Here is a 24,478-nt window from a genome sequence, read left to right as displayed (position 1 = left end):
TCAACAACCCCGACGGTAAGCGATAATGTGTCCACCATGTCCCCGCACATGTGTCAGCGATGTCTCAAGTCCATACACGCGGGCAAAAGAAGGCAAAAACCGCTGGCTCCATTCATCCGGCCCCTACGCTTCGCTTCGGGGTCCCCTCACTCCGGGCTCGCTCCGGGAGGACGCGCCGACGGGCCATCCATGGCCTGATCGGCGCTTGACGGGCATCCATGCCCGTCACCTCCCTGCGCAAACCCTGCGTTCGGCCTCCTGAAGTCGCAATTAGCGGCGCCTGGACTATTGCGCGCTTAGAAGCAGAGCAAGAGGAGGAGCAGGATCAGGAGCAAGACGAAAAGCACAAATGTTTGTGTGGCAGCTGATCATTTATTGGCTGTCGCATCGGTGCGCCGATGCGACATGCTCATGATCGAAGAGGCGGGGCTCAGCGTGCGGGAGCGAGCTTGCCCTTGTCGTCGGAGAAGACGATCTCTACCCGACGATTCTGCGCCCTGCCCCGCTCCGAGGCATTGGCTTCCACCGGGTACTGGTCACCATAGCCCTCGACCTGGATGCGCTTTTCATCCACGCCCAGGTCAACCAGCATGTCGGCGACCGACTGGGCACGATCACGGGACAACTTCAGGTTCTCTTCCGCCGCACCGGTGCTGTCGGTATAGCCCTCGATCCGCACCACTCGACGCGGATTGAGCTGAAGGAACTGCACCAGCTTGAGCACGGTGCGGCTGGCCGAGTTCTTGAGGTCGGCCTGGCCTGTGTCGAACAGCACGTCACCCAGGGTCATCACCAGGCCGCGGTCAGTCTGCTCGGACGCCAGCGCGACAATCTGCGCCTCGACGAACTTGCCTTGCTGCTGCACGCTCGCCAGCTTGGCCTCGCGCAGGGCCAGCTGCAGGCGCTGGCGCTCCAGGTCGAGCTTGGTGAGTCGCTCCTGATTCAGCGCCAGCTTGGCATGCTCACTGGCGATCTCGCTGTAACGTTGGCTGAGGTAGGCGTAATGGCGTACATCGCTGCCGGTGCCGACATAACCAGCCAGACGCTCCGCGCGCCCCAGCGACTCGCCGGCCCGGATCACGTCACGGGGCGCGCTGCGCAGCACGTCGGAATTGTCCTTGACCTTCTGGAACGCGGCACTGGCGTCGTCCAGCGCCGACTCGCTGCGCTGGCTGGCGCAGCCCTGCAACCCCACCAGGGCCAGCAAGGCCAACGCGGCCATGGGTTTGAAGCGGCTCATGGCTGCACCTCCAGCTGTTTACGCAGACGCTTGATACGCGATTGCAACACCTGCAACTGCTCCTCGCTTTTCTGGTTCAGCACCCGCGCCTCGGCCAGGCGGGCATCGAGCTCGGCCTGCTCGGCGCGCATGCGTGCGTCGCGATAGCTTTCACCGAGCATGTTGCTCTTGGCGCGGGCCAGTTTGTCTTCGGCCAACTTGAACTCCGGCACCTGCTCGGTGGCACCGACCGCCTTGGCCTGCTCAAGCGCCTGCTCGGACAAGCGCAGCTGTTCATTGGGTGCCGGGTCATTGGCACAGCCGGCCAGGCCAAGCACGGCCAGGGCGAGCATCAAGGGTTGGATTCTCACACACGCTTCCTACTGTTTGGGGGCACCCTGCGACGCCTGCATCTGCGCCTTCCAACGCTCGACATTGCGCTGCAGCACAGCCTCGCTCGCCCCGGAGATCGGCAATTCTGTCAGCTTTTTCGCCAGTTGTCCGCGCAACCAGCTGTCGTTGCAGGCCGAGTTGTGCGACACCGTCAGGTACAACCCTGGCCGGTCCACCGGCAAGCCCCGCGCGATAAGGTCGTTACCCACCCCCAGGCTCTGGGCCATGGCCATGCCCGAGTAACGCCCGGCCAGCACATAGTCGACCTGGCCAAGCACCAGTTTCTGGAAGGCCTGCGTCAGATTCTGCGCCGGTTCCAGCTTGAGCTGGGCCTTGGCGAACGCCTCGAAGGCCGGTGTCAGGCGGGCCTTCTCCGACAGGGCGCCCTGGTAGCGGGCGAGGTCGGCCGGGCCGTCGAACACCAGGGGCGCGTCGTGACGGGTCCAGACCAGGTATTCATTGAGCTGCAAGGCCGGGTGGATATAGTCCAGGCTGGTCAGCTGGGTTACCTGCATCGGCGTGTCGAGCAGCAGGTCCATGCGCCCGCTGCGCACTTCCTCCAGCGCCTGTTCGCGTTTGCCGGCGTGCAGCACCTCGACCTTCACCCCAAGCTCGGCGGCGACTTGGCGAAGCAGGTCGACATTGGCGCCGATCAGGTGCTTGGGGTCTTGCGGATCCTGCCAGGAATACGGTGGCGCATCCGGGCTGCCGGTGGCCACCAGGCGCTCGCATTTACCCACCGCCAAGGCCTGAGTCGACAGCAACGCCAGCACACAGGCCAGCCCTCCCTTGCTCCAGCGAAACGCCATGCACCCTCTCCCGCCCCTGAAAAAAATCATGAAAAAACCCGGACCGCCAGGGGCGGTCCGGGTTCTTTATAAGTGAAGCAGTCGGATCAGACCAGCTTTTCCAGCTCTGGAACCGCTTCGAACAGGTCGGCGACCAAGCCGTAGTCGGCCACCTGGAAGATCGGCGCCTCTTCGTCCTTGTTGATCGCGACGATCACCTTGGAGTCCTTCATGCCGGCCAGGTGCTGGATCGCGCCGGAGATACCGACGGCGATGTACAGCTGTGGCGCAACGATCTTGCCAGTCTGGCCGACCTGCATGTCGTTCGGCACGAAGCCGGCGTCGACCGCGGCGCGCGAGGCGCCCACGGCAGCACCGAGCTTGTCGGCCAGGGCGTACAGGTGCTTGAAGTTGTCACCATTGCCCATGCCACGGCCGCCGGAGACGACGATCTTGGCAGCGGTCAGCTCTGGGCGGTCGGACTTGGCCAGCTCTTCGCCGACGAAGGCCGACTTGCCAGCGTCGTGGGCGGCGGCGACGGCTTCGACGGCAGCCGAACCACCTTCGGCGGCCACGGCGTCAAAGCCGGTGGTACGCACGGTGATAACCTTCACGGCAGCGCTCGACTGCACGGTAGCAATGGCGTTACCCGCGTAGATCGGGCGCTTGAAGGTATCGGCCGATTCCACCGAGATGATCTCGGAGATCTGGTCGACGTCCAGCAGCGCGGCGACGCGTGGCAGGATGTTCTTGCCGTTGGTGGTGGCCGGGGCCAACACATGGCTGTAACCCTTGGCCAGCTCGACGACCAGCGGCGCGACGTTTTCCGGCAGGGCGTGGGCGTAGGCGGCGTTATCCGCGACCAGCACCTTGGCGACACCTGCGATCTTGGCGGCGGACTCGGCGACGCCACCGACGTTCTGGCCGGCGACCAGGACGTGGATATCACCACCGATCTTGGCGGCGGCAGCGACAGTGTTCAGGGTGGCCGGAGCTACGGCACCGTTTTCGTGTTCAGCGACAACCAGGATAGTCATTTAGATTACCTTCGCTTCGTTCTTCAGCTTCTCGACCAGTTCGGCCACCGACTTGACCTTGATACCCGCGCTGCGGGCGGCAGGCGCTTCGACCTTGAGGGTCTTGTTGGTGGAGGCGATGGACACGCCCAGCGCGTCTGGAGTAACGGTCTCCAGCGGCTTTTTCTTGGCCTTCATGATGTTCGGCAGCGACGCGTAGCGCGGCTCGTTCAGGCGCAGGTCGGTGGTGACGATGGCTGGCAGGTTCAGCGCAACGGTCTGCAGGCCACCGTCGATTTCGCGGGTGACGTTGACCTTGTCGCCGGCAACTTCAACCTTGGAGGCGAAGGTGCCCTGGGCGAAGCCGGTCAGCGCGGCCAGCATCTGGCCGGTCTGGTTGTTGTCGCTGTCGATCGCCTGCTTGCCGAGGATGACCAGCTGCGGCTGCTCTTTATCGACTACGGCTTTCAGTGCCTTGGCCACGGCCAGGGAGTTCAGCTCGTCGGCGGCTTCGACCAGGATGGCGCGATCGGCACCCAGGGCCAGGGCGGTACGCAGTTGCTCCTGGGCGCTGGCCGGGCCTACGGAAACGACCACGATCTCGCTCGCCACGCCTTTCTCTTTCAGGCGCACGGCTTCTTCCACGGCGATTTCGCAGAAGGGGTTCATGGACATCTTGACGTTTGCAAGGTCGACGCCGGAGTTGTCCGCCTTGACGCGAACCTTGACGTTGTAGTCGACCACTCGTTTGACAGCTACAAGAACCTTCATGGATTCCTCGTTACTCTCCGGTGAAAAGAATGTCGCCTGGGGGCTGCCCGGCGAATGCGCGTGGGTACAAGGGCACCTCTAAAAACGTGTCGACAGCAGTAAAGTTCAGTTGACCGATCAGTCCTGTTACGACCCTGAAGGTCCAAAACCCGCGGGTCATTTCCTGTGGTGCCGTGTAGACTCCACTACAACACCTGATTCGGCCCGCAAACCCTGCTCTACGCCCGGTCTTTAGGGGTGCACCTGCGCCCGACGGTCAGCCTACGGCGAACGCGAAAGCGCTCGTATCTTGACCGTAACACCCAATCCGGTCAATACGGCAAATTGGCCAGCCCTCAGCCGCCTACCTGTGATTTTACGGGCCTCCGGCAAATTCAAACAAACGTTTGTATTGGACCCGCCAAGTGGTGTAGATATAATGCGCGGCCAAGACAAAACGGTGTAGTCCATCACCTGCGAAGCTACAGCACCTGAACGCCGCACGTGACCGTGAACACCCATAAAAGACAAGCAACGCGATGAGCCTTGAGTAGGAGAGAACCTGTGGAACGCGAATACATGGAATTCGACGTGGTCATCGTCGGCGCAGGCCCGGCGGGCCTGTCCGCCGCCTGCCGCCTGAAGCAGAAGGCCGCCGAAGCCGGTAGCGAGATCAGCGTCTGCGTGGTCGAGAAAGGCTCCGAAGTCGGCGCCCATATTCTCTCCGGCGCGGTGTTCGAACCGCGTGCCCTGAACGAACTGTTCCCCGACTGGAAAGAACTGGGCGCGCCGCTGAACACCGAAGTGAAGCGCGACGACATCTATGTGCTCAAGGATGCCGGCAGCTCGACAAAAGTGCCTGACCTGTTCGTGCCCAAGACCATGCACAACCAGGGCAACTACATCATCTCGCTGGGCAACCTGTGCCGCTGGCTGGCCCAGCAGGCCGAGAACCTCGGCGTCGAGATCTACCCGGGCTTCGCCGCCCAGGAAGCATTGTTCGACGAAAACGGCGTGGTCCGCGGCATCATTACCGGTGACCTCGGTGTCGACCGCGAAGGCAATCCGAAGGACGGCCTGTACACCCCGGGCATGGAACTGCGCGCCAAGTACACCCTGTTCGCCGAAGGCTGCCGTGGCCACATCGGCAAGCAACTGATCAAGCGCTTCGACCTGGACAACGAGTCCGACGTCCAGCACTACGGCATCGGCCTCAAGGAAATCTGGGAGATCGACCCGGCCAAGCACGAGCAGGGCCTGGTGGTGCACACCGCCGGCTGGCCGCTGGACGTGATGGCCAAGGACAATACCGGTGGTTCGTTCCTCTATCATCTGGAGAACAACCAGGTGGTGGTCGGCCTGATCGTCGACCTGTCCTACGCCAACCCGTACCTGTCGCCGTTCGACGAGTTCCAGCGCCTCAAGCACCACCCGGTGATCAGCCAGTACCTCGAAGGCGGCAAGCGCATCAGCTACGGCGCCCGCGCCATCTGCAAAGGCGGCTTCAACTCGCTGCCGAAGATGGTGTTCAACGGCGGCGCGCTGATCGGCTGCGACCTCGGCACCCTGAACTTCGCCAAGATCAAGGGCAGCCACACCGCGATGAAGTCCGGCATGCTCGCCGCCGAAGCGGTAGCCGACGCACTGATCGCCGGCAGCGAGGGCGGTGACCAGCTCAACAGCTACGTCAGCGCGTTCAAGGCCAGCTGGCTGCATGAAGAGCTGTTCGCCAGCCGCAACTTCGGCCCGGCCATGCACAAGTTCGGTCCGATCCTGGGCGCTGCGTTCAACTACGTCGACCAGAACTGGTTCGGCGGCAAGCTGCCGTTCACCCTGCACGACACCAAGCCGGACTATGCCTGCCTCAAGCTCGCGGCGGATTCGAAAAAGATCGACTACCCGAAACCCGACGGCAAGCTCAGCTTCGACAAGCTCAGCTCGGTATTCCTCTCCAGCACCAACCACGAAGAGGAACAACCCTGCCACCTGAAGCTGGCCGACCCGAACATCCCGATCGCCAGCAACCTGCCACTGTACGACGAACCGGCGCAGCGCTACTGCCCGGCGGGCGTTTATGAAGTGATCACCCAGGAAGACGGCAACAAGCGCTTCCAGATCAACGCGCAGAACTGCGTGCACTGCAAGACCTGCGACATCAAGGACCCGGCCCAGAACATTACCTGGGTCACCCCTGAAGGCGCCGGCGGGCCGACCTACCCGAACATGTAGGCCCTGCCACTGGCAACAAGCAAAAGCCCCCTGGCCATGAGGCCTGGGGGCTTTTGCTTGTCAGGCACTGCGCACTTCCTCAAACAGCTCAGGATGGCGGTCTAGTAGCTTGAAGAGCTTGATCAATGATACTGGTGGGCGAGTCTTGCCATTTTCATAACGGGAGAAGGCGTTGACGCCGCCGCCAAAGATCTCGCCGGCCTCACGCTGATCAAGGTCGAATTTGCGGCGAACGGCGGCGATGAAGCCTGGGTCGACAGCAGCGGCATTGACCTGTCGGTCGAAAGCCCGCATCAGATCACTCAAACGCTCGGCTTCTTCCATGGCCAGCACCGCATCGCCACAGACCGGGCAGTAATCCCCGACTATATCGGGGATCAACGTATCCTGGCCTTTGTAGCGATAGGGCATGTCCTGAGCCTGGGCAACCAGCTCTGCGCCTCCACACATGGGACATTTCATTTCAAAGCTCCTTGAAAGACACGACCAGTACGTCGTCCATCACCGCCAGCTTGAGATAGACCCAGCCGAATGGAGTGTGAACGTGATAGACGTCCTGCCAATGCCTATGATCGTGATAAGTCGTCATGCTTTTGTAGAAATCAGAAGACGAAAGCCCTCGGACGGCATCAAAGATATGCCTAGGTTGCAGACCAAGCGCATGGGCGCCCTGGGTCGCGGCTCGCGTCGATCGGATCTTGCCTTGACTCATCAGCAGTCGCACGCGCTCCAAAGGGCAATGCGGCGTTCTCTTCTCCATGAGAAATTAACCTTCCAGGTTATTTTTAGCTAATAGGTTATTCCAATAACCTCACCTGGAAGTCTGCCCCACCATGGCCAGCGCCCTACCGCCTCATTTGTCACCACACATGAGCGGCATCGCCTCGACACCGAATACCAAGGGCTCGCGACGCCCGAAATACAACGCCGTCAACAGCCCGACCACGCCCATGATCAGACAAAACCCGACACACACCCAGGGGCTCCATGGCATCAGTGCGATCAGCGCCAGCGGTGTGGTGCTGGCCCACAGCGCATAGGCGATGTTGTAGGTGAAGGAGATGCCCGACACGCGGATATCGGCCGGGAACAGCCCGACCATCACCGACGGCACCACCCCCACCACGCCACAGCACAGGCCGGCCAGGGCATAGGCCAGCCAGGTCATGCCCCACTGCCCCACCAGGCTGGCGTACAACGCGCCGATGCCCAGCGGCAGCAACAGGCTGTAGATCATCAATGCTCGCCACGCCCCCATACGGTCCACCAGCAAACCGGCCAGCACACAGCCGATATTGAGGAAGACGATGCCCACGCTGCTCAGCGCGAACGTATGCCCGGCGCTCATGCCGAAGCGCTGCTGCATCACCGTCGGGGTGATCACCACTAGGACCACCACCGCCGAGGTCAGCACGCAGGTCAGCAGTGCCGCCGGAATCAATGCCCGACGGTGTCGGCTCAGCACGCTGCGCAACGGAAATGCCACCGGCTGCTCGCGCTGTTCGCGCAACGCCAGGAACACGGGCGTTTCACTTAACCAACGGCGCAACCAGACCCCGATCACACCGAACACTCCACCCAACAGGAAGGGATAGCGCCAGGCGTAGTCGAGAATTTCCTGGGGCGTGAACAGCTGCGCCAGCAAGGTCGCGGTCAGCGCCCCGAGCAGGTAGCCGAAGGTCAACCCGGCTTGCAGGAAGCCCAACGCATAGCCACGACGCCCGACTGGCGCGTGCTCGGCAACGAACGTCCAGGCACTGGGCACCTCGCCGCCCACCGCCGCCCCTTGCAAGATGCGCAGCGCCAGCAGGATCAGCGGCGCGGCGTAGCCGATGTCGGCGTAGGTCGGCATCACCCCGATCAGCAGGCACGGCAGCGCCATCATCAGGATGCTCAGGCTGAACACCCGCTTGCGCCCCAGGTGATCGGCGAAATGGGCCATGAGGATGCCGCCCAGCGGCCTGGCCAGGTAACCGGTGACGAAGATCCCGAAGCTCTGCAGCAGGCGCAGCCACTCCGGCATCTCGGGCGGGAAGAACAGCTGGCTGAGCGTCAGGGCAAAGAACACGAAGATGATGAAATCGTAGATTTCCAGGGCACCACCCAGCGCGGCCAGCCCCAGGGTCCGGTGGTCGCTACGGCTGAACCGTGGCGGGCGGGTGGTATCGAGCGCAGTCATGGCAGCTTCCGCAACGTGGCAAAAGGCCAAGAGGATAGCAAAAGCCTTGGGCCTGTGGCCGCCCGTGCTTCAGGAGTTGCGGCAGAACACCGTCTGCGCGAGGTTGGTGCGCCGCCGCGAATAGTTCGAAGCCCCCGCCAGCCCCGGTGGCAGTGGCACCTGCCCGACCAGCACCGGCAGGTCGATGATCGCCATGAACGACTCCAGCGCCTCGCTGTCGGGTGCATGGGGCAGGCTGATGCTGACCGCATGCCGGTCACTCGGCGGCACCGCTGGCACTTTCAGTTGCGGCGAGTGGTACAGCAGCGCGTGCTGGATCTGCGAACTGACCCGGCAGAAACGCGCCAGGTCGACCCCCGCATGACTGGCCAGTTCGATGTTGCCCACCAGCAGATTGAACGGTTGCAAGGCACTGTGCACCAGGCGCTGCAGGTCCTCGAAGCTCTCGACAGGGGCGATACGGTAATAACCCAGGCCATTGAGCATCCTTTCCAGCTGCAGGCGCTGGGCGGGATGCTCGTCGGCGATGAGGATGCGCATGGATTTGTTAGGCATCGTCCGGACCTGGGCAGTAGGGTAATGACGGTGGCTCCATGACCATACTGCGCCGGGAACGGCAACGTCAGGCAGAACGCCTGGACGGGGGGTCTTTATTGATAGTTGTCGTGAACCCGGGAGAAATCAAGTCGCCGACTCACGGAATTTTCACATACGCTGGCAACCCGCTCAGGACTCCCACTGGCGCATGCGCACGCGACAGTGCTTCATCGCGTTGACAATGTGCTTTTCCACCACGCTGCGGGAAATATCCAGGCGCTCGGCGATCTGCTGGTGCGACAGGCCCTCGAGCTTGCGCAGCAGGAAACTCTCACGGCAAGGCGCGCTCAACTCGCCCAAGGCCTGCTGCATCAGCGCCAGGCGCTGGTCGAGCTGCATGCTGTGGGTCGGGGCGGGGCTGTGCCAGCGTTCGTCGCTGTCGAGCACCTCGAGCGGCTCGGCCTGACGCACCTGGTGGCGCCGATGATGATCGACCACCAGGTTCATCGCCGTGCGATAAAGAAACGCGCGCGGGTGTTCGATACGCTCGCCTTCCGTGCGTTCCAGCACCCGGATGTAGGCATCATGGGCGACGTCTTCGGCCGCCTGGCGATTGCCAAGCCGGGCGGACAGGAAGCTCACCAACTCGCGATAATAATGTTCCACGACGGCACCTGTCGTCTCCCTGCTCGAGCGCTGGTAGGCAGGCGCAGCGGGTCTGGATAATATCAGTGTGCGATCTTACAAATTATAATTATTCGCAGCAACACGCAGACCACCCCCTTAATGCGTTAAATCGCCAACTATTACATTCGTTTAACTGGGACCCCCGAGCGCATGCCCCGTGCGGCACTCGGCCACTACCTCCGGCTGGAAGCCCGCATGACACGCACATCCAATACCCGCCGCCGAGTGCTGTTCGGCGCCCTGGGCCTGGCCGGCCTCGGCAGCCTGGTAGCCTGGCAGGGCCTGCCGCTCGGTGGCGCACCGGTCAGCACCGTGCCGGTGCTGCGCGCCGACATCGAAAGCAGCGTCACCGCCCTGGGCACCCTGCAACCGCGCCGTTACGTCGACGTCGGCGCCCAGGCCTCGGGGCAGATTCGCAAGTTGCATGTGGAGGCCGGTGACGAAGTGCGCCAGGGCCAGTTGTTGGTGGAGATCGACCCCTCCACGCAACAGGCCAAGCTCGATGCCGGACGTTACTCGATCGAGAACCTCAAGGCCCAGCTGGCCGAACAGCGTGCGCAATACCAGCTTGCCCAGCAGCAGTACCAGCGCCAGCACGGCCTGGCCGCCGCCGGCGCCACCCGCCAGGAAGACCTGCAGACGGCGCAGGCGCAACTGAAGGTGACCCAGGCCCGCATCGACATGTACCTGGCACAGATCCGCCAGGCCCAGGCCAGCCTGCGCAGCGACGAGGCAGAACTGGGCTACACGCGCATCTACGCGCCCATGAGCGGCACCGTGGTGGCAGTGGACGCCCGCGAAGGCCAGACCCTCAATGCCCAGCAGCAGACCCCGCTGATCCTGCGGATCGCCAAGCTCTCGCCGATGACCGTCTGGGCCCAGGTGTCCGAAGCCGACATCGGCAAGGTCAAGCCGGGCATGACCGCCTACTTCAACACCCTGGCCGGTGGCAAGCGCCGCTGGACCAGCACCGTGCGCCAGATCCTGCCGGTACCCCCCAAGCCGCTGGACCAGACCAGCCAGGGCGGTGGCAGCCCGGCCAGCGCCACTGCCGGCACCACCGGCAGCAAGGTGGTGCAGTACACCGTACTGCTGGACGTGGACAACCCCGACGGCGCCCTGATGGCAGAGATGACCACCCAGGTGTTCTTCGTCGCCGGACAAGCCAGCCAGGTGCTCAGCGTGCCCCTGGCCGCGCTGGACGACACCCCCGGCGACGGCGTGCGCCTGGCCCAGGTGCTGAACAGCAAGGGCCAGGTCGAGGCGCGCCAGGTGCGCACCGGCTTGAGCGACCGTCTGCGGGTGCAGATTCTCGAAGGCCTGAACGAAGGCGAGCGCCTGGTCATCGGCCTGCCTGCCGCCAGTGGGGGTTGAGATGGCCACGCCCCTGATCGAGCTGTGCGACATCCGCAAGGTCTACGGCGGTGTCGATTCGCCCAGGGTCGAGGTGTTGCGCGGCATCAGCCTGAGCATCCACCCCGGCGAGTTCGTCGCCATCGTCGGCGCCTCGGGCTCCGGCAAATCGACCTTGATGAACATCCTCGGCTGCCTCGACCGCCCCACCTCGGGCAGCTACCGCTTCGCAGGCCGGGACGTGGCCGAACTGGACAGCGACGAGCTGGCCTGGCTACGTCGCGAAGCGTTCGGCTTCGTGTTCCAGGGCTATCACCTGATTCCTTCGGGCTCGGCCCAGGAGAACGTCGAGATGCCGGCCATCTACGCCGGCACCCCGCCCGCCGAGCGCCATGCCCGCGCCCACGCCCTGCTCGAGCGGCTGGGCCTGGCCAGCCGCACCGGCAACCGCCCGCACCAGTTGTCCGGCGGCCAGCAGCAGCGGGTGTCGATCGCCCGGGCGCTGATGAACGGCGGGCACATCATCCTCGCCGACGAGCCCACCGGCGCCCTCGATAGCCACAGCGGCGCCGAGGTGATGACCCTGCTCGACGAACTGGCCAGCCAGGGCCACGTGATCATCCTCATCACCCACGACCGTGAAGTCGCCGCCCGCGCCCAGCGGATCATCGAAGTGCGCGACGGCGAAGTGGTCAGCGACTCGCCCAGCCAGCCATCGGCCGACATCCCCCGGCAACTGCAGGCCGACGACCTGCGCCAGCGCCTGGACCGCGGCGCCACCCAGCGCGGCGCCTGGAAAGGCGAACTGGTCGAATCCCTGCAGGCTGCCTGGCGAGTGATGTGGATCAACCGCTTCCGCACCGCGCTGACCCTGCTCGGCATCATCATCGGTGTCGCTTCGGTGGTGGTCATGCTCGCGGTCGGCGAGGGCAGCAAGCGCCAGGTCATGGCGCAGATGGCCGCATTCGGCTCGAATATCCTCTACCTCAACGGCAAGCACTCCTCCGAGGAGCTGGTGGGCATCGTCACCCTCGACGATGTCGATGCCATCGGCGAGCTGCCCCAGGTCAAACGGGTCATGCCGGTGATCGGCGACAAGCTCATGGTGCGCCACGGCAACAAGGGCGAGCAGTTCTACGTTGGCGGCAACAACACCTGGTTCCCCGAGATATTCAACTGGCCCGTGGTCGAGGGCAGTTTCTACAGCGAGGCCGACGAAGCCAACGGCGCCGCCGTGGCCGTGATCGGGCAGAAGGTGCGTGACAAGATGTTCGGCCCGGGCAGCAATCCGCTTGGGCAGTACCTGCTGATCGGCAACGTGCCGTTCCAGGTGATCGGCGTGCTCCAGGGCAAAGGCGCCAGCTCCGGCAGCGAGGACAGCGACGAGCGCGTGGTGGTGCCCTACTCCGCCGCCTCCATCCGCCTGTTCGGCAGCCGCGACCCGGAATACGTCACCATTGCCGCCCTGGACTCCAGCCGGGTGAAAGAGACCGAGCAGGCGATCGAGCGCCTGATGCTGCAGCGCCACCAGGGCAAGAATGACTTCGTCCTGACCAACGACGCCGCGTTGATCCAGGCCGAGGCCCGCACGCAGAACAGCCTGTCGCTGATGCTCGGTGCGATTGCCGCGATCTCCCTGCTGGTGGGTGGCATCGGCGTGATGAACATCATGCTCATGACCGTGCGCGAACGCACCCGCGAGATCGGCATCCGCATGGCCACCGGCGCGCGCCAGCGCGACATCCTGCGCCAGTTCCTCACCGAGGCGGTGATGCTGTCGATGGTCGGCGGCGTGACCGGCATCGTCCTGGCCCTGGCCATCGGCGGCAGCCTGTTGCTGGCCGACATCGCCGTGGCCTTCGCCCTGCCCGCCATCCTCGGCGCCTTTGCCTGCGCCGTGATCACTGGCGTGGTATTCGGTTTCATGCCGGCCCGCAAGGCCGCCCGCCTCGACCCGGTCAAGGCCCTTACCAGCGAATAACCCATGACGATCCCCTGCCGTATCAGCTTGCTGGCCCTGAGCCTTGGCCTGGCCGCCTGCAGCACCCCGCCGCCGCCTGCGGCGAACATCGACACCCCGCCAGCCTGGCAAGGGCCGACCAGCGCCAACCAGACGCAGCCGGACAGCCAGTGGTGGCGCGCCTTTGCCAGCCTGGAACTGGACCGGCTGGTCGAACGCGCGCGCTTGAACAGCCACGACCTGGCGGCGGCCGCGGCGCGGGTGCGCAAGGCCCAGGCCAGCGCGGTGATCGCCGGCGCCCCCTTGTTACCCGAAGTACAGGCCGGCCTCGATGGCAGCCGCCAGCGCCTGCTGCGTGGCGAAGGCAATGACCAGCTCGACGCCAGCAGCAGCGAGCGCACCAGCACCTCGTTCGGCACCCGCCTGAGCGCCAGCTACGAGATCGATTTCTGGGGCGGCCTGCGCGCCACCCGCGACAGCGCGCTGCGCAGCCTGGATGCCAGCCGTTTCGATCGCCAGACCGTCGAGCTGACCCTGGTCAGCGCCGTGGCCGACAGCTACCTGCAAGGCCTGGCACTCGACGAGCAACTGCGCATCGCCCGGCTCAACCTGGACAATGCCCGCGACGTGCTGGGGCTGGTCGAGGCGCGCGAACGCTCAGGCTCGGCCACCCGCCTGGAACTGGCCCAGCAGCGCAGCCTGGTGGCTGCCCAGGAACGCCAGCTGCCGTTGCTCGAACAGCGCCGCCAGGACAACCGCATCGTCCTCGCCACCCTGCTGGGCGACCCGGTGCAGGCCCTGCCCGACAATCGCGAAATGATCAGCAACATACAGTGGCCCAGTATCGGCAGCGGCGTGCCCAGCGAACTGCTCGGCCGGCGGCCGGACATCGCCGCCGCCGAAGCGCGCCTGGCGGCGGCCAGCGCCAACATTCAGGTGGCCCGGGCGGCCATGCTGCCTCGCCTGATACTCGGCGCGAACCTGGGCAGCGGTGCGCGCACCCTGCCCAATGTCTTCGACAGCCCCTACTACACCCTGACTGCAGGCCTCGCCGCGCCGATCTTCAACAACGGCCGACTCAGCGCCGCACGGGACCAGGCCAGCGCCGAACAGGAGGAATTGCTGGAGCTGTACCGCGGCAGCATCCTGGCGGGCTTCGCGGATGTGGAGAAAGCCTTGAACGCCATCGCCGGTGTTGAACGCCAGCGCCGCTGGCAGGACCAGGAGGTGGAACAGGCACGCATCGCCTTCGACCTGGCCCAGCAACGTTACGCCGCCGGCGCCGAGACCCTGCTGACAGTGCTCGAAACCCAGCGCACGCTGTACCTGGCCCAGGACCAGCAGGCACAGCTGCGCCTGGAGCAGTTGCAGGGTAGCGTGGCGCTGTACAAGGCATTGGGTGGGGGCTGGCAGACGCCGGGCAAACTGTAGGGCACGCGACAAATCCCTGCAGGCGCGGGTTTGCCCGCGCTTGCAGGGACATGGGGTGATCAGGGCACGATGTTCTTCAGTGACAGGTGGCGCGCGTACCAGGGGCGCTGCGGCACCTTGCGCAGCAGGCTATCCAGCTTTTCCTCGTCACCGAACGTGATACGCAGGGCCAGCTTCATGGTCTCCACGTCCATCTCCACCGACTTGCCCAGGCGCATGCCTGGCTGCGTGCTGCAGCCATGGGTGTCCGGGCCCAGCCACGGGTCGCCGGCTTCGACCCAGCGGCCCGGGGCGAACCAGGGCACGCCATTGACCTCCAGGCGCCGTACCTGGCCGGGGTGATAGCGCTCATGGGCCCGGAACCAGTCGTCGATGCGGTCGTCGATCCAGCCATGGAACCCCCAGAACACCGGATTGACATGGGACGAGAACGGGTCGCCGAGAAAATCGTTTTCGGGCTCGAACCAGCGCGCGGCAAAGTCGGCCTGGTCACGGGCGAACGGCACCGGCGCGCCATTGTTCGGATCACGCGGAACCGACGCCCAGCACATGTGCAGCCAGTCGTGCAGGTTCATCTCCAGTTCCGAACCGAAGGCCCCCAGGGTCAGCTTCGACAGGTACAACGGGTCCTGGTACTGCGACTCCCACACCTGGAAGTTGCTGCAATAGGTTTCGCCGGCCTTGATTGCCCCGACCCACTGGCCATAGGCCTCGTCGCCCGGCGCCTGCCAGGTCGGCGGCACGCAGTAGCCGTCGTGGTTGTCGAAATAGCGGGCAAAGCCTGCGCGGTCGAACTCGACGCTCGGCTGCGGCAGCGGGAAGCGCTGCCAGGAGGGCAGGTCCTGCAAGGTGCGTGCATGCATCAGCATGTGCCGGTGCATGAACAGGAAATCGATACCCGAGCCATTGCGGTGCTTGCGCGGGCCACGGGCATCGCGCTCATGGTCCCTGGGCCCGGGCTGCCAGCCCAGGCCACGCAGGGCGTCCTGCTTGTTCTGCGGCAACTTGTGCCACTGGTCACGGGTGGCATGCCAGAGCTGGTGGAACAAGCGGTGTTCGGCACCGACCACCCAGGCCAGCATCTCGGGGGTATAAGGCAGGCGCTCACGGGCCTCGGGGAACAACCGCTTGACCGCGACGAAGCGGCTGTCGGGCACCGGCAGGGTCAGCGGCCGATCCAGACGCTGCACGCGTCCGGTCAGCGTGCCGCTGCCGGCATTGGCGAACTCGGCCCAGACTTCGTCCAGACTGGCCACGCACTCATAGCCCGGCCCGCCATGCTGGTTGATCAGGCGCCAGCGCACCTGCGCGCTGCTCGCGCCGACCAGGTCGCCCAGCACCCGGTAGGCCGGCTCGCCAGCCCCACGCAAGCGCTCGCCGGTATCGACGAAACCGCGCAGACCGCGCCCCTTGGTGGCGACGTCGAGGAACATCTCGACACCTTGCTGGGGCAGCCCATCCAGGCCGCGCTCGGCACCCTCGAAGCGGATTTCCCAGACGCCGCGCAGTTGGTCCGCGAGCATCTGGCCTGCGTAGTCGGCCAGCTCGACGCTGGCTTCCCCAGGCGTGACGATGTCGTCCTCGGGATCATGGGTCAGTTGCTTGTGCGCGTAATAGGCCGCCGTGCCTGTGGCGCCCGCCACAGCCAGGCCGGCGATGAATCCTCGTCGGGAAATTGTCATTGCGCCTCAATCCGTCTTCGCGTGCCGCGACTGCTATCCAAGCTAGAACGTAGGCGGGCCAGGGAAATTTAGGCGCGGCACACCCCGGCTAATTAACCGCGCAGTGCGCTCGTCTGATGGGTATCTCCCGCTGACAGAGGCATGCCCATGACCTCCCCGCTTGCCCGCCTGGCACCTGCTGCCCAGGCCACGCCCTACCGGCTCTTCGACCTCGACCTCAAGGCCATCGAACCCCTGAGTCCCTCACTGACGCGCTTCGTCTTCACCGGCGAGGACGTCGCGCAGATGACCACCGTGGCCCCCGACCAGCGTGTGAAGTTGCTGTTTCCGACGCCAGCCGGCGCGCCATCCAACCTGCCCAAGCACGCGCAATGGCAGCAGGCGCGGCGCGAACTGCCGGCGCAAGACATGCCGCCCATGCGCACCTACACCATCCGCGCCCTGCGCCGCGAGGCGCTGGAGGTGGATGTGGACTTTGTCCTGCACGGCGTCAATGGCCCCGCCTCGGCCTGGGCCACCCACGCCCGCGTCGGCGATCGCCTGCAGATGGTCGCCCCCAACCTGGCGTATGCCGACGACCCCGGCGGCTATGAATGGAAACCACCACGCAGCGCCCGGCGCATTCTGCTGATCGGCGACGAAACCGCCCTGCCGGCGATTGCCGGCATCCTCGAACAGCTGGTCACGACCGCGCCGGAGCTGGCAGTGGAAGCCTTCATCGAAGTCCCGTTGGAAGCCGACTGTCTCGACCTGCGCCAGAGCCCGGCCACCCGCCTGCACTGGCTGCCACGCGACCTGCTGCGCAGCGAGCACGGCCAAGGCATGCAGCACGCCGTGCGCGAGCTGGCCAGCCTGCCGGCGCTGCGTGGCGCGTCGACGGTCGAGTTGGAAGACGTGGATATCGACGAAAGCATCCTGTGGGAACAGGCCTGCGGCGAACACGGCGACTTCCATGCCTGGATCGCCGGGGAGTCGGGGACTGTCATGGATATCCGCCGCTACCTGATCAAGGAGCGCGGACTGCCGCGAGAAAGCCTGACGCTGATGGGCTACTGGCGCGCCGGGCGCGTGTTCGACTGAACATGAACAGGGGCGCCTTGCGCCCCATCGCCGGCTTGCCGGCGATGGGGTCCTGACCAACAAGACGAAGGGGCTGAACGCAGCCCCGGAACATCAACCGGCCTTGACCGCCGCCGCGACGGCTTCGGCAAATCTGGCGGCCACTTCATCGATCTGCTCGGCACTGATGATCAACGGCGGCAGGAAGCGCACCACAGCACCATGGCGGCCGCCCAGCTCGAGAATCAGGCCGCGGCGCAGGCACTCGCGCTGCACCTTCGGCGCCAGGCTGCGGCATGCCGGCGGATGCCCCTGCGCGTCGCGCTTGCCCGCCGGGTCCACCAGCTCCACGCCCAGCATCAAGCCACGGCCACGAATGTCGCCAAGCTGCGGATAGTCCTGCTGCAACCGCTGCAGGTGCCCGCGCAGGCGCTGGCCCATGGCCTCGGCGTGCTCGCACAGGCGGTGCTCGACCAGGTACTTCATCACCGCAGAGCCCGCCGCCATGGCCATCTGATTGCCACGGAAGGTGCCGGCATGGGCGCCCGGCGACCACTGGTCGAGCCAGTCGCGGTAGACCATCACCGCCAGCGGCAGGCTGCCGCCGATGGCCTTGGACAGGGTGACCACGTCAGGCACGATGCCGGCGTGCTCGAAGGCGAACATCTTGCCGGTGCGGGCGAAGCCGCTCTGGATCTCGTCGACGATCAGCGCCACCCCGGCCTGCTCGGTGATCCGGCGCAGCCCGCGCAACCACTCGATATCGGCAGGGATCACACCGCCCTCGCCCTGCACCACCTCGACGATCACCGCTGCCGGCAGCGCCACCCCGGCTTCGGGGTCGTTCAGCAGGTTTTCCAGGTAGTGCAGGTTGGCGCGCACGCCCGCCTCGCCACCCAGCCCGAACGGGCAACGGTAGTCATAGGGGTAAGGCAGGAACTGCACGCCATTGTTCAGCAGCGCGCCAAGTGGCTTTTTCGGCCCCAGGCTGCCCATCAGACTCAGGGCGCCCTGGGTCATGCCATGATAGGCGCCCTGGAACGCCAGCACGGTGCTGCGCCCGGTCACGGTACGCACCAGCTTGAGCGCGGCCTCCACCGCATCGGTACCGGTCGGGCCGCAGAACTGGATCTTGGCTTCGCCGCGCAGGCCCTCGGGCAACAGGCCGAACAGGTCCTGGACGAACCGGTCCTTGACCGGCGTGGTCAGGTCCAGGGTATGCAGTGGCAGCTCGTCGGCCAGCACGCGCTGGATGGCGTCGATCACCACCGGATGGTTGTGGCCCAAAGCCAGCGTGCCGGCACCGGCCAGGCAGTCGATGAACTGGCGGCCCTCGACGTCCTCGACGTAAAGCCCACGGGCGCGCTTGAGCGCCAGCGGGATGCGCCGCGGGTAGCTACGGGCGTTGGACTCCTGCTGTTGCTGGCGCAGCAGCAGGGGTGAGTCCTCGAATTCGTACAGCGGGCGCGGCGCGGTGGCCGGCAGCACCTGGGCAAGGCTGGAAGCGGTCGACATCGGAAAATCCCTCGCAAGCAAGCGAATGTGCCCGCCACGCGCCCTGTAACCGGATGTGTGTCGGGTTCTTATCGCTTGAAAAACGCTTCAGCGAGGTGCGGATTTAGCGGTTGCCGTCGGATTTGTTGCGGATCAACTCCCTGAGCGTGCCGGCACCTGCAGGCGCACCCGCAAGCCATCGGCCTGGCTGTCGAAACGCAGGCTGCCGGCACAGCGCTGGACGATGGCCTGGACGATCGCCAGCCCCAGGCCGCAGCCGCCGCTCTGGCCGTTGCGCCAGAAGCGCTCGGTCAGGTGTTCGAGGTCGCCCTGCGCGATACCTGGACCATGGTCGCGGACGAGGAAATCCACCTGGCCGTCCTGCGCCTGCACATCCAGCTCCACGGCGGCATCGCCGCCATGGCGCAGGGCGTTGTCCAGCAGGTTGCGCAGTGCCGCCACCGCCAGCGGCGCCGGCATGCTCAGGTAGACCTTGGCCGCCTCCTCGGGCAGATGCAGGTGAATGCGCCGGTTGTCGCCGCCACCGGCATCCTCGATGGCCTGCCGGGCAACCTGGGCGGCACTGCACTGCACGCCGTCATCGAACGACAGGCTGCCCTCGACCCGCGCCAGCATCAGCAACTGCTCCAGCGTGCGGTGCATGCGGTCGGTACCCTGCTCGGCGTGTTCCAGCGCCTGTTCGCGCACCGCGCCATCAGTCATGCGCGCTACCTGCAGGTGGGTCTTGATCGCGGTCAACGGGCTGCGCAGTTCGTGGGCGGCGTCGTCGGTCAGGCGGCGTTCACGCTCGAGGGTCTGGGCGATGCGCAGGAACAGCTGGTTCTGGGTGTCGAGCAACGGTTGCAATTCGCTGGGCAACCCGGCCACCTGCAAGGGTTCGACACTGTCGGCGCGGCGCCTGCGCAAGGCATCGCGCATGCGATTGAGCGGTTCCAGGCCTTTGCCCAGGCCGATCCACAACAACCCCAGGCTGCCCAGCAGGGCCATGAACACCGGGGCCGAGGCCGCCAGCAGGATCGACTGGTTCAGCGCCTCGCGCTCCTGGTGACGATCGGCGGTGGTAATACGCACGTCGCCATGGTTGTAGGTGAAGGTACGCCATGAGGCGCCATCGATGGTCTGGTCACGGAACCCGCTGCGCTCGTCGTCCATGGCACCATCGTGCTTGTGGTTGCTGGCGAGGATCTCGCCGCGCAACGAGCTGACCTGGCAGGCCATGCCATCCGGCACGCTGAACTGGTCGGCGGAGAAATGCGCATCCTGGCCCTTGGCGGTCAGCGGCTGCGGCAATTGGTCGATCAGCCCCGCGACCATGCGTGCCGAGGCCACCAGCCGCTGGTCGAGGGAGAACATCATCTGCTGGCGCAGGTCACGCAGCATCCACGCTGCCGCCAGCACCCAGATGACGATGAACACGCTGCCGAGGATCAGCGACAGGCGTACCCGCAGGCTCATGATGCGGCCTCCTCCGGCGCCTGGGCCGGGCCCAGGCGGTAACCCAGGCCGCGCACGGTCTCGACGATGCTGTTGCCCAGCTTGCGCCGCAGGTGGTGGATATGCACGTTCAGCGCATTGCTCTCGACTTCGTCGCCGAAGCCATAGACGCAGTCCTTGAGCTGCTCGCTGGAGAGCACGCGCCCCGGGTTCTGCAGCAACGCCTGGAGCAGCGCCTGTTCACGCCGCGACAGGTCCAGTGGCCGGCCAGCCAGGCTCGCCTCGCAACTGCTGGGGTCGTAGCGCAGCGGGCCATGCTCGATCACGTTCACCGCCCGCCCGGCCACCCGGCGCAGCAGGGTGTGCAGGCGGGCGGCCAGTTCGCGCAGGTCGAAGGGTTTGAGCAGGTAATCGTCGGCGCCGGCCTGCAGGCCATCGACCCGGTCGGTGACCGCGTCACGGGCAGTGAGCACCAGTACCGGCAGGATCTCGCCCTGCTGGCGCAGGCGGCGCAGCAGCTTCAGGCCGTCTTCGTCGGGCAGACCCAGGTCGAGGATCATCACGTCGAACTTGGCGGTCTGCAGCATCTGCCGGGCCTGCGAGGCGCTGGCCACCCGGTCCACGGTCAGGCCTTGGGCCGAGAGGCCGGCGCAGATGCCGCTGGCGATCAGGTCGTCGTCCTCGCAGAGCAGAACGTGCATGGGGGAGCTCCTGGGTAGGGAAGATGGCATTGCACAGGTTGATCATTAAGGGGGGATTATGAACCGGTTTGGCGACGTTCGTCGGGCTGATAGCATCGGGCGCTGCAACTCTCCCACCAATGGTCCTAGGACCAGCTTAACCTTCAGTTAATAACCCAAGGCCAGCATGGCCTCCTTCAAAGTTCTGCCAAGGCGTCGACATGCGTGTTCTCCTGCTTTTCCTGACATTCCTGCTCGCCGGCCCTCTACAGGCCAACCCGTTCGCGGTCAAACCGGACTTCCTGCCGGTGAACGAAGCCTTCGTGCTGACCCACGACCGCCTGGAAAACGGCCAGATGCGCCTGCATTTCCAGATCAAGGACGGCTACTACCTTTACCAGAAACGCCTGAAGTTCGAAGGCCTGCCCCCCGAGCAGCACCCACCCCTGCCCCAGGCCGAGAACCACCACGACGAGTTCTTCGGTGACAGCGCGGTCTACCGCACCGAACTCGAGCTGCTGCTGCCGGCCAACGCCAGCGGTGAGCTGCGCCTGGGCTGGCAAGGCTGCGCGGACGCAGGGCTATGTTATCCGCCGCAGACCACCCCGATCGCCCTTGGCGGGGCGGCTGCGGCAACGCCGGCTGCCGACCAGGCCAGCGACCAGGCCCTGGCCGGCACCCTGCAGCAGGACAGCCTGGCCTGGAGCCTGCTGGCCTTCTTCGGCCTGGGCCTGCTGCTGGCCTTCACCCCCTGCTCGCTGCCGATGCTGCCAATCCTCGCCGGGCTGGTCCTGGGCAATGGCGCCAGCGCTCGCCGTGGCTGGTGGCTGGCCGGCGTCTATGTGTTGAGCATGGCCCTGGTGTACGCCGCACTCGGCGTGATCGCCGCGCTGCTGGGCGCCAGCCTGCAGGCCTGGCTGCAACAACCCTGGCTGCTGGGTAGCCTGGCGGGGCTGTTCGTGCTGCTCGCCCTGCCGATGTTCGGTGCCTTTGAACTGCAACTGCCAGCCGCCCTGCGTGACCGCCTGGACCGCGCCGGGCAAGGCACCCGTGGCGGCAACCTGTATGGCGCGGCGCTGCTGGGCGCCCTGTCGGGCTTGCTGCTGGGCCCTTGCATGACCGCGCCACTGGCCGGCGCGCTGCTGTTCATCGCCCAGAGCGGCGACGTGCTGCAAGGGGCACTGGTGCTGTTCGCCCTCGGCCTGGGCATGGGTGTCCCGCTGTTGCTGCTGGTCACCCTGGGCAATCGCTACCTGCCACGCCCGGGCGCCTGGATGAACCTGGTCAAGGGCTTGTTCGGCTTCGTGTTCCTGGCCATGGCCCTGTACACCGTGCGCGGCCTGCTGCCGGAAACGCTGGTACTGGCCCTGGCCGGCGCCTGGTTGGTCGCCCTAGGGTGGGCCGCCTGGCCTGCCCTGCAGCGCCTGCCGGCCTTGCGTGCGATCCCCCTGCTGGGCGCGCTGTGGGGTGGCCTGTTGCTGGTGGGCGCCGCAGCCGGTGGCAACGATGTGTGGCAGCCGTTGCAGCCTTTTGCCGGCAAGAGCACGGCCGCGGCCCCCGCCAGCGGCCACGACGCCTTTGTCACCGTCAGCGCACCGTCCGAGCTGCAACGTGAACTCGATGCCGCCAAAGCCCGTGGCCAATGGGTACTGGTGGACTATTACGCCGACTGGTGCGTGTCGTGCAAAGTCATGGAGAAGCAGGTGTTCGCCCGTGCCGATGTCCAGGCCAGCCTTGACGATGTGCACCTGCTGCGCCTGGATGTGACCGCCGACTCCCCGGCCAGCCGAGAACTGCTGCAACGCTACCAGGTTCCGGGCCCGCCCAGCCTGATCTGGGTCGGCCCGGAGGGCGAGGAACGTCGCGCCCGCCGCATCACCGGTGAAATCGACGCCGCCGGATTCCTCCAGCACTGGGCCCAGACCAGGAGCCAAGGCTGATGCTCACCATCACCCTCGGGCCGCTGACCATGGCCCTCAACCACCTGCTGCTGCTTGCCGCACTGGGCATCGCCAGCCTGGTCGGCTGGCGGGTCGCCAGGCGCGGCGGCGAAAACCCCGAGTCGGCGCTGTTCAACCTGTTCCTGCTGGGCTTGCTGTTTGCCCGCCTGGGTTTTGTCCTCGCCTACTGGCCGATGTACCGTGACGACCTGCTGCAAGTCATCGACATCCGCGACGGCGGCTTCCTGCTCTGGGGCGGGCTGCTGGGCATCGTCCTCGGCACCCTGTGGCAAGGCTGGCGCCGCCCGGGCCTGCGCCGCCCGCTGGGCTGGGCGCTGTTCAGCGGCGCCCTGTTCTGGGGGCTCGCCAGCCTGGCCAGCCATCTCTACAGCAAAGGCACCGAGCTACCCGACATGAGCCTGCGCGACAGCCGCGGCCAGGCGGTGGCCCTGCACGACTACCGCGGCCGCCCACTGGTGATCAACATCTGGGCCACCTGGTGCCCACCCTGCCGTCGCGAGATGCCGGTGCTGCAACAGGCCGAGGACGACTATCCCCATGTGACCTTCCTGTTCGTCAACCAGGGGGAGACCCCGGAGAACGTCAGCACCTTCATGGCCACCACCGGCCTGACCCTCTCCAACGTACTGTTCGACGGAACGGGCGAGCTGGCCCGCAAGGTCGGCTCCATGGCCTTGCCCACTACCCTGTTCTACAACGCCGAAGGGCGGCTGGTCGGCAGCCACCTGGGCGAACTGTCGCGCGCCAGCCTGCGCCACGCCCTGGAACCCTTCGAACGCGCCAACGCGCCCGCCCCACAAGGAAACTGACATGCGATTGAATGCGCTGCTGCCCCTGACCCTCGCCCTGCTCGCCACACCCACGCTGCAAGCCGAGGAGCTGCCCAAGGCGATCCAGCAACTGCAGGCCAAGGGCGCCGTGATCAAGGGCAGCTTCGACGCCCCCAACGGGCTGCGCGGCTATGCCGCCGAGTACCACAACAACGGTATTGCCCTGTACCTCACCCCCGACGGCAAGCACGTCCTGGTCGGCAGCCTGTTCGACGAGCAAGGCAAGGACCTCAGTGCCGAGCCGCTGGAAAAACTGGTGTACGCACCGATGAGCAAGGCCGTGTGGGCGAAAATGGAAAAGACCGCCTGGATCCAGGACGGCAAGGTCGACGCGCCGCGTACCGTCTACCTGTTCAGCGACCCCAACTGCCCCTACTGCAACATGTTCTGGCAACAGGCCCGGCCTTGGGTCGAGTCAGGCAAGGTACAGCTGCGCCACATCATGGTCGGCATCATCCGCGAGGACAGCCCGGGCAAGTCCGCCGCGCTGCTCGCGGCCAAGGACCCGGCCAAGGCCCTGCAGGAACACGAGAAGGCCGGCAAGGCCAGCACGCTCAAGGCGCTGGACAAGGTACCGGAGGCGGTACAGAAGAAGCTCGAGGCGAACCTGGCGTTGATGGAAGAACTGGGCCTGGCGGCAACCCCGGCGATCTTCTATCAGGACGAGCAGGGGCAGCTGCAGAGCCAGCAAGGCGCGCCGCGGCCGGAGATGCTCGGGAAGATCCTCGGCAAACGCTGAAAACCATCGCGGGGCAAGCGGCACAGAGCCGATGCG

Annotated in this window: 22 protein-coding genes; 8 read left to right on the top strand and 14 right to left on the bottom strand. The window is 65.7% G+C overall.

All coding sequences use genetic code 11. The features are described 5' to 3' along the window. Window positions 1-430: 430 nt before the first annotated feature. The 5 genes from ACODS9_RS20245 to ACODS9_RS20225 form a co-directional block, all read right to left on the bottom strand. Window positions 431-1,240 (bottom strand): OmpA family protein, encoded by an 810-nt coding sequence (locus ACODS9_RS20245; protein WP_046856439.1) that lies wholly within the window; start codon window positions 1,238-1,240, stop codon window positions 431-433. Further along, complete coding sequence (locus tag ACODS9_RS20240; RefSeq protein ID WP_102683122.1) at window positions 1,237-1,590, bottom strand: DUF4398 domain-containing protein; 354 nt, start codon at window positions 1,588-1,590, stop codon at window positions 1,237-1,239. Before ACODS9_RS20240 ends, ACODS9_RS20245 begins: the two co-directional genes overlap by 4 nt. A 9-nt stretch (window positions 1,591-1,599) precedes the next feature. After that, window positions 1,600-2,421, bottom strand: coding sequence for a substrate-binding periplasmic protein (locus ACODS9_RS20235; RefSeq protein WP_023631442.1), 822 nt, complete (start codon window positions 2,419-2,421; stop codon window positions 1,600-1,602). Between the two features lie 86 nt (window positions 2,422-2,507). After that, a complete protein-coding gene (locus tag ACODS9_RS20230) occupies window positions 2,508-3,437 on the bottom strand; it encodes an electron transfer flavoprotein subunit alpha/FixB family protein (protein ID WP_038705728.1) in 930 nt (309 codons plus the stop codon). Then, window positions 3,438-4,187 carry an electron transfer flavoprotein subunit beta/FixA family protein gene (locus tag ACODS9_RS20225; protein ID WP_046856442.1) on the bottom strand — a complete coding sequence of 250 codons (750 nt, stop codon included), beginning with the start codon at window positions 4,185-4,187 and terminating at the stop codon, window positions 3,438-3,440. A 543-nt stretch (window positions 4,188-4,730) separates the two neighbouring features. Between ACODS9_RS20225 and ACODS9_RS20220 the strand changes: the two genes are divergently transcribed. Next, complete coding sequence (locus ACODS9_RS20220) at window positions 4,731-6,395, top strand: electron transfer flavoprotein-ubiquinone oxidoreductase (protein ID WP_367856620.1); 1,665 nt, start codon at window positions 4,731-4,733, stop codon at window positions 6,393-6,395. Between the two features lie 60 nt (window positions 6,396-6,455). Here the strand turns inward: ACODS9_RS20220 and ACODS9_RS20215 are convergent, their stop codons facing one another. The 5 genes from ACODS9_RS20215 to ACODS9_RS20195 all read right to left on the bottom strand — a co-directional run bounded on the left by ACODS9_RS20215 (window position 6,456) and on the right by ACODS9_RS20195 (window position 9,840). Beyond that, window positions 6,456-6,857, bottom strand: a complete 402-nt coding sequence (locus tag ACODS9_RS20215) for a type II toxin-antitoxin system MqsA family antitoxin (RefSeq protein WP_401105695.1) — start codon at window positions 6,855-6,857, stop codon at window positions 6,456-6,458. 1 nt (window position 6,858) lies between these two features. Further along, window positions 6,859-7,155, bottom strand: coding sequence for a type II toxin-antitoxin system MqsR family toxin (locus ACODS9_RS20210; protein ID WP_489094589.1), 297 nt, complete (start codon window positions 7,153-7,155; stop codon window positions 6,859-6,861). A 93-nt stretch (window positions 7,156-7,248) separates the two neighbouring features. Continuing rightward, a complete protein-coding gene (locus ACODS9_RS20205) occupies window positions 7,249-8,574 on the bottom strand; it encodes an MFS transporter (protein ID WP_367856623.1) in 1,326 nt (441 codons plus the stop codon). 69 nt (window positions 8,575-8,643) lie between these two features. Then, window positions 8,644-9,129 carry a histidine kinase gene (locus ACODS9_RS20200; protein WP_489094588.1) on the bottom strand — a complete coding sequence of 162 codons (486 nt, stop codon included), beginning with the start codon at window positions 9,127-9,129 and terminating at the stop codon, window positions 8,644-8,646. A 171-nt stretch (window positions 9,130-9,300) separates the two neighbouring features. Then, complete coding sequence (locus tag ACODS9_RS20195; RefSeq protein ID WP_401106015.1) at window positions 9,301-9,840, bottom strand: sigma-70 family RNA polymerase sigma factor; 540 nt, start codon at window positions 9,838-9,840, stop codon at window positions 9,301-9,303. 153 nt (window positions 9,841-9,993) lie between these two features. On the opposite strand from ACODS9_RS20195, the gene ACODS9_RS20190 reads away from it, so the two are divergent. Genes ACODS9_RS20190 through ACODS9_RS20180 form a run of 3 tightly spaced genes read left to right on the top strand, consistent with a single transcriptional unit; the run spans window position 9,994 to window position 14,542 of the window. After that, window positions 9,994-11,172 (top strand): efflux RND transporter periplasmic adaptor subunit, encoded by a 1,179-nt coding sequence (locus tag ACODS9_RS20190; RefSeq protein ID WP_489094587.1) that lies wholly within the window; start codon window positions 9,994-9,996, stop codon window positions 11,170-11,172. A 1-nt stretch (window position 11,173) separates the two neighbouring features. After that, window positions 11,174-13,132, top strand: coding sequence for a MacB family efflux pump subunit (locus tag ACODS9_RS20185; protein WP_489094586.1), 1,959 nt, complete (start codon window positions 11,174-11,176; stop codon window positions 13,130-13,132). 3 nt (window positions 13,133-13,135) lie between these two features. Continuing rightward, the gene (locus ACODS9_RS20180) at window positions 13,136-14,542 is read left to right on the top strand and encodes an efflux transporter outer membrane subunit (RefSeq protein ID WP_489094585.1); all 1,407 of its coding nucleotides are present in this window, start codon (window positions 13,136-13,138) and stop codon (window positions 14,540-14,542) included. 59 nt (window positions 14,543-14,601) lie between these two features. Here ACODS9_RS20180 and pvdP read toward each other — a convergent pair whose 3' ends face one another. Beyond that, the gene (gene pvdP / locus ACODS9_RS20175; protein ID WP_401105683.1) at window positions 14,602-16,224 is read right to left on the bottom strand and encodes a pyoverdine maturation tyrosinase PvdP; all 1,623 of its coding nucleotides are present in this window, start codon (window positions 16,222-16,224) and stop codon (window positions 14,602-14,604) included. A 147-nt stretch (window positions 16,225-16,371) separates the two neighbouring features. Here pvdP and ACODS9_RS20170 point away from each other — a divergent pair, with 147 nt between their 5' ends. After that, complete coding sequence (locus tag ACODS9_RS20170; protein WP_489094584.1) at window positions 16,372-17,304, top strand: siderophore-interacting protein; 933 nt, start codon at window positions 16,372-16,374, stop codon at window positions 17,302-17,304. 93 nt (window positions 17,305-17,397) lie between these two features. On the opposite strand, the gene ACODS9_RS20165 is transcribed toward ACODS9_RS20170, so the two are convergent. The 3 genes from ACODS9_RS20165 to ACODS9_RS20155 form a co-directional block, all read right to left on the bottom strand. Continuing rightward, complete coding sequence (locus tag ACODS9_RS20165; RefSeq protein WP_489094583.1) at window positions 17,398-18,798, bottom strand: aspartate aminotransferase family protein; 1,401 nt, start codon at window positions 18,796-18,798, stop codon at window positions 17,398-17,400. Between the two features lie 132 nt (window positions 18,799-18,930). Further along, window positions 18,931-20,253, bottom strand: coding sequence for an ATP-binding protein (locus tag ACODS9_RS20160; protein WP_489094582.1), 1,323 nt, complete (start codon window positions 20,251-20,253; stop codon window positions 18,931-18,933). Further along, complete coding sequence (locus tag ACODS9_RS20155) at window positions 20,250-20,933, bottom strand: response regulator (protein WP_046856453.1); 684 nt, start codon at window positions 20,931-20,933, stop codon at window positions 20,250-20,252. The genes ACODS9_RS20160 and ACODS9_RS20155 overlap by 4 nt, the downstream gene beginning before the upstream one ends. 200 nt (window positions 20,934-21,133) lie before the next feature. Between ACODS9_RS20155 and dsbD the strand changes: the two genes are divergently transcribed. The 3 genes from dsbD to dsbG are packed head-to-tail and all read left to right on the top strand — an operon-like array spanning window position 21,134 to window position 24,442. Next, window positions 21,134-22,852: a protein-disulfide reductase DsbD gene (gene dsbD / locus ACODS9_RS20150; RefSeq protein WP_489094581.1), complete on the top strand. Its 1,719-nt coding sequence runs from the start codon at window positions 21,134-21,136 to the stop codon at window positions 22,850-22,852. Continuing rightward, window positions 22,852-23,682, top strand: coding sequence for a TlpA family protein disulfide reductase (locus ACODS9_RS20145; protein WP_476258795.1), 831 nt, complete (start codon window positions 22,852-22,854; stop codon window positions 23,680-23,682). Before dsbD ends, ACODS9_RS20145 begins: the two co-directional genes overlap by 1 nt. 1 nt (window position 23,683) lies before the next feature. Next, window positions 23,684-24,442: a thiol:disulfide interchange protein DsbG gene (dsbG, locus tag ACODS9_RS20140; protein WP_367856630.1), complete on the top strand. Its 759-nt coding sequence runs from the start codon at window positions 23,684-23,686 to the stop codon at window positions 24,440-24,442. Window positions 24,443-24,478 lie beyond the last annotated feature (36 nt).

This window comes from Pseudomonas sp. FG36 (assembly GCF_057809275.1).
This window is presented reverse-complemented; position numbering and strand designations above follow the sequence as displayed.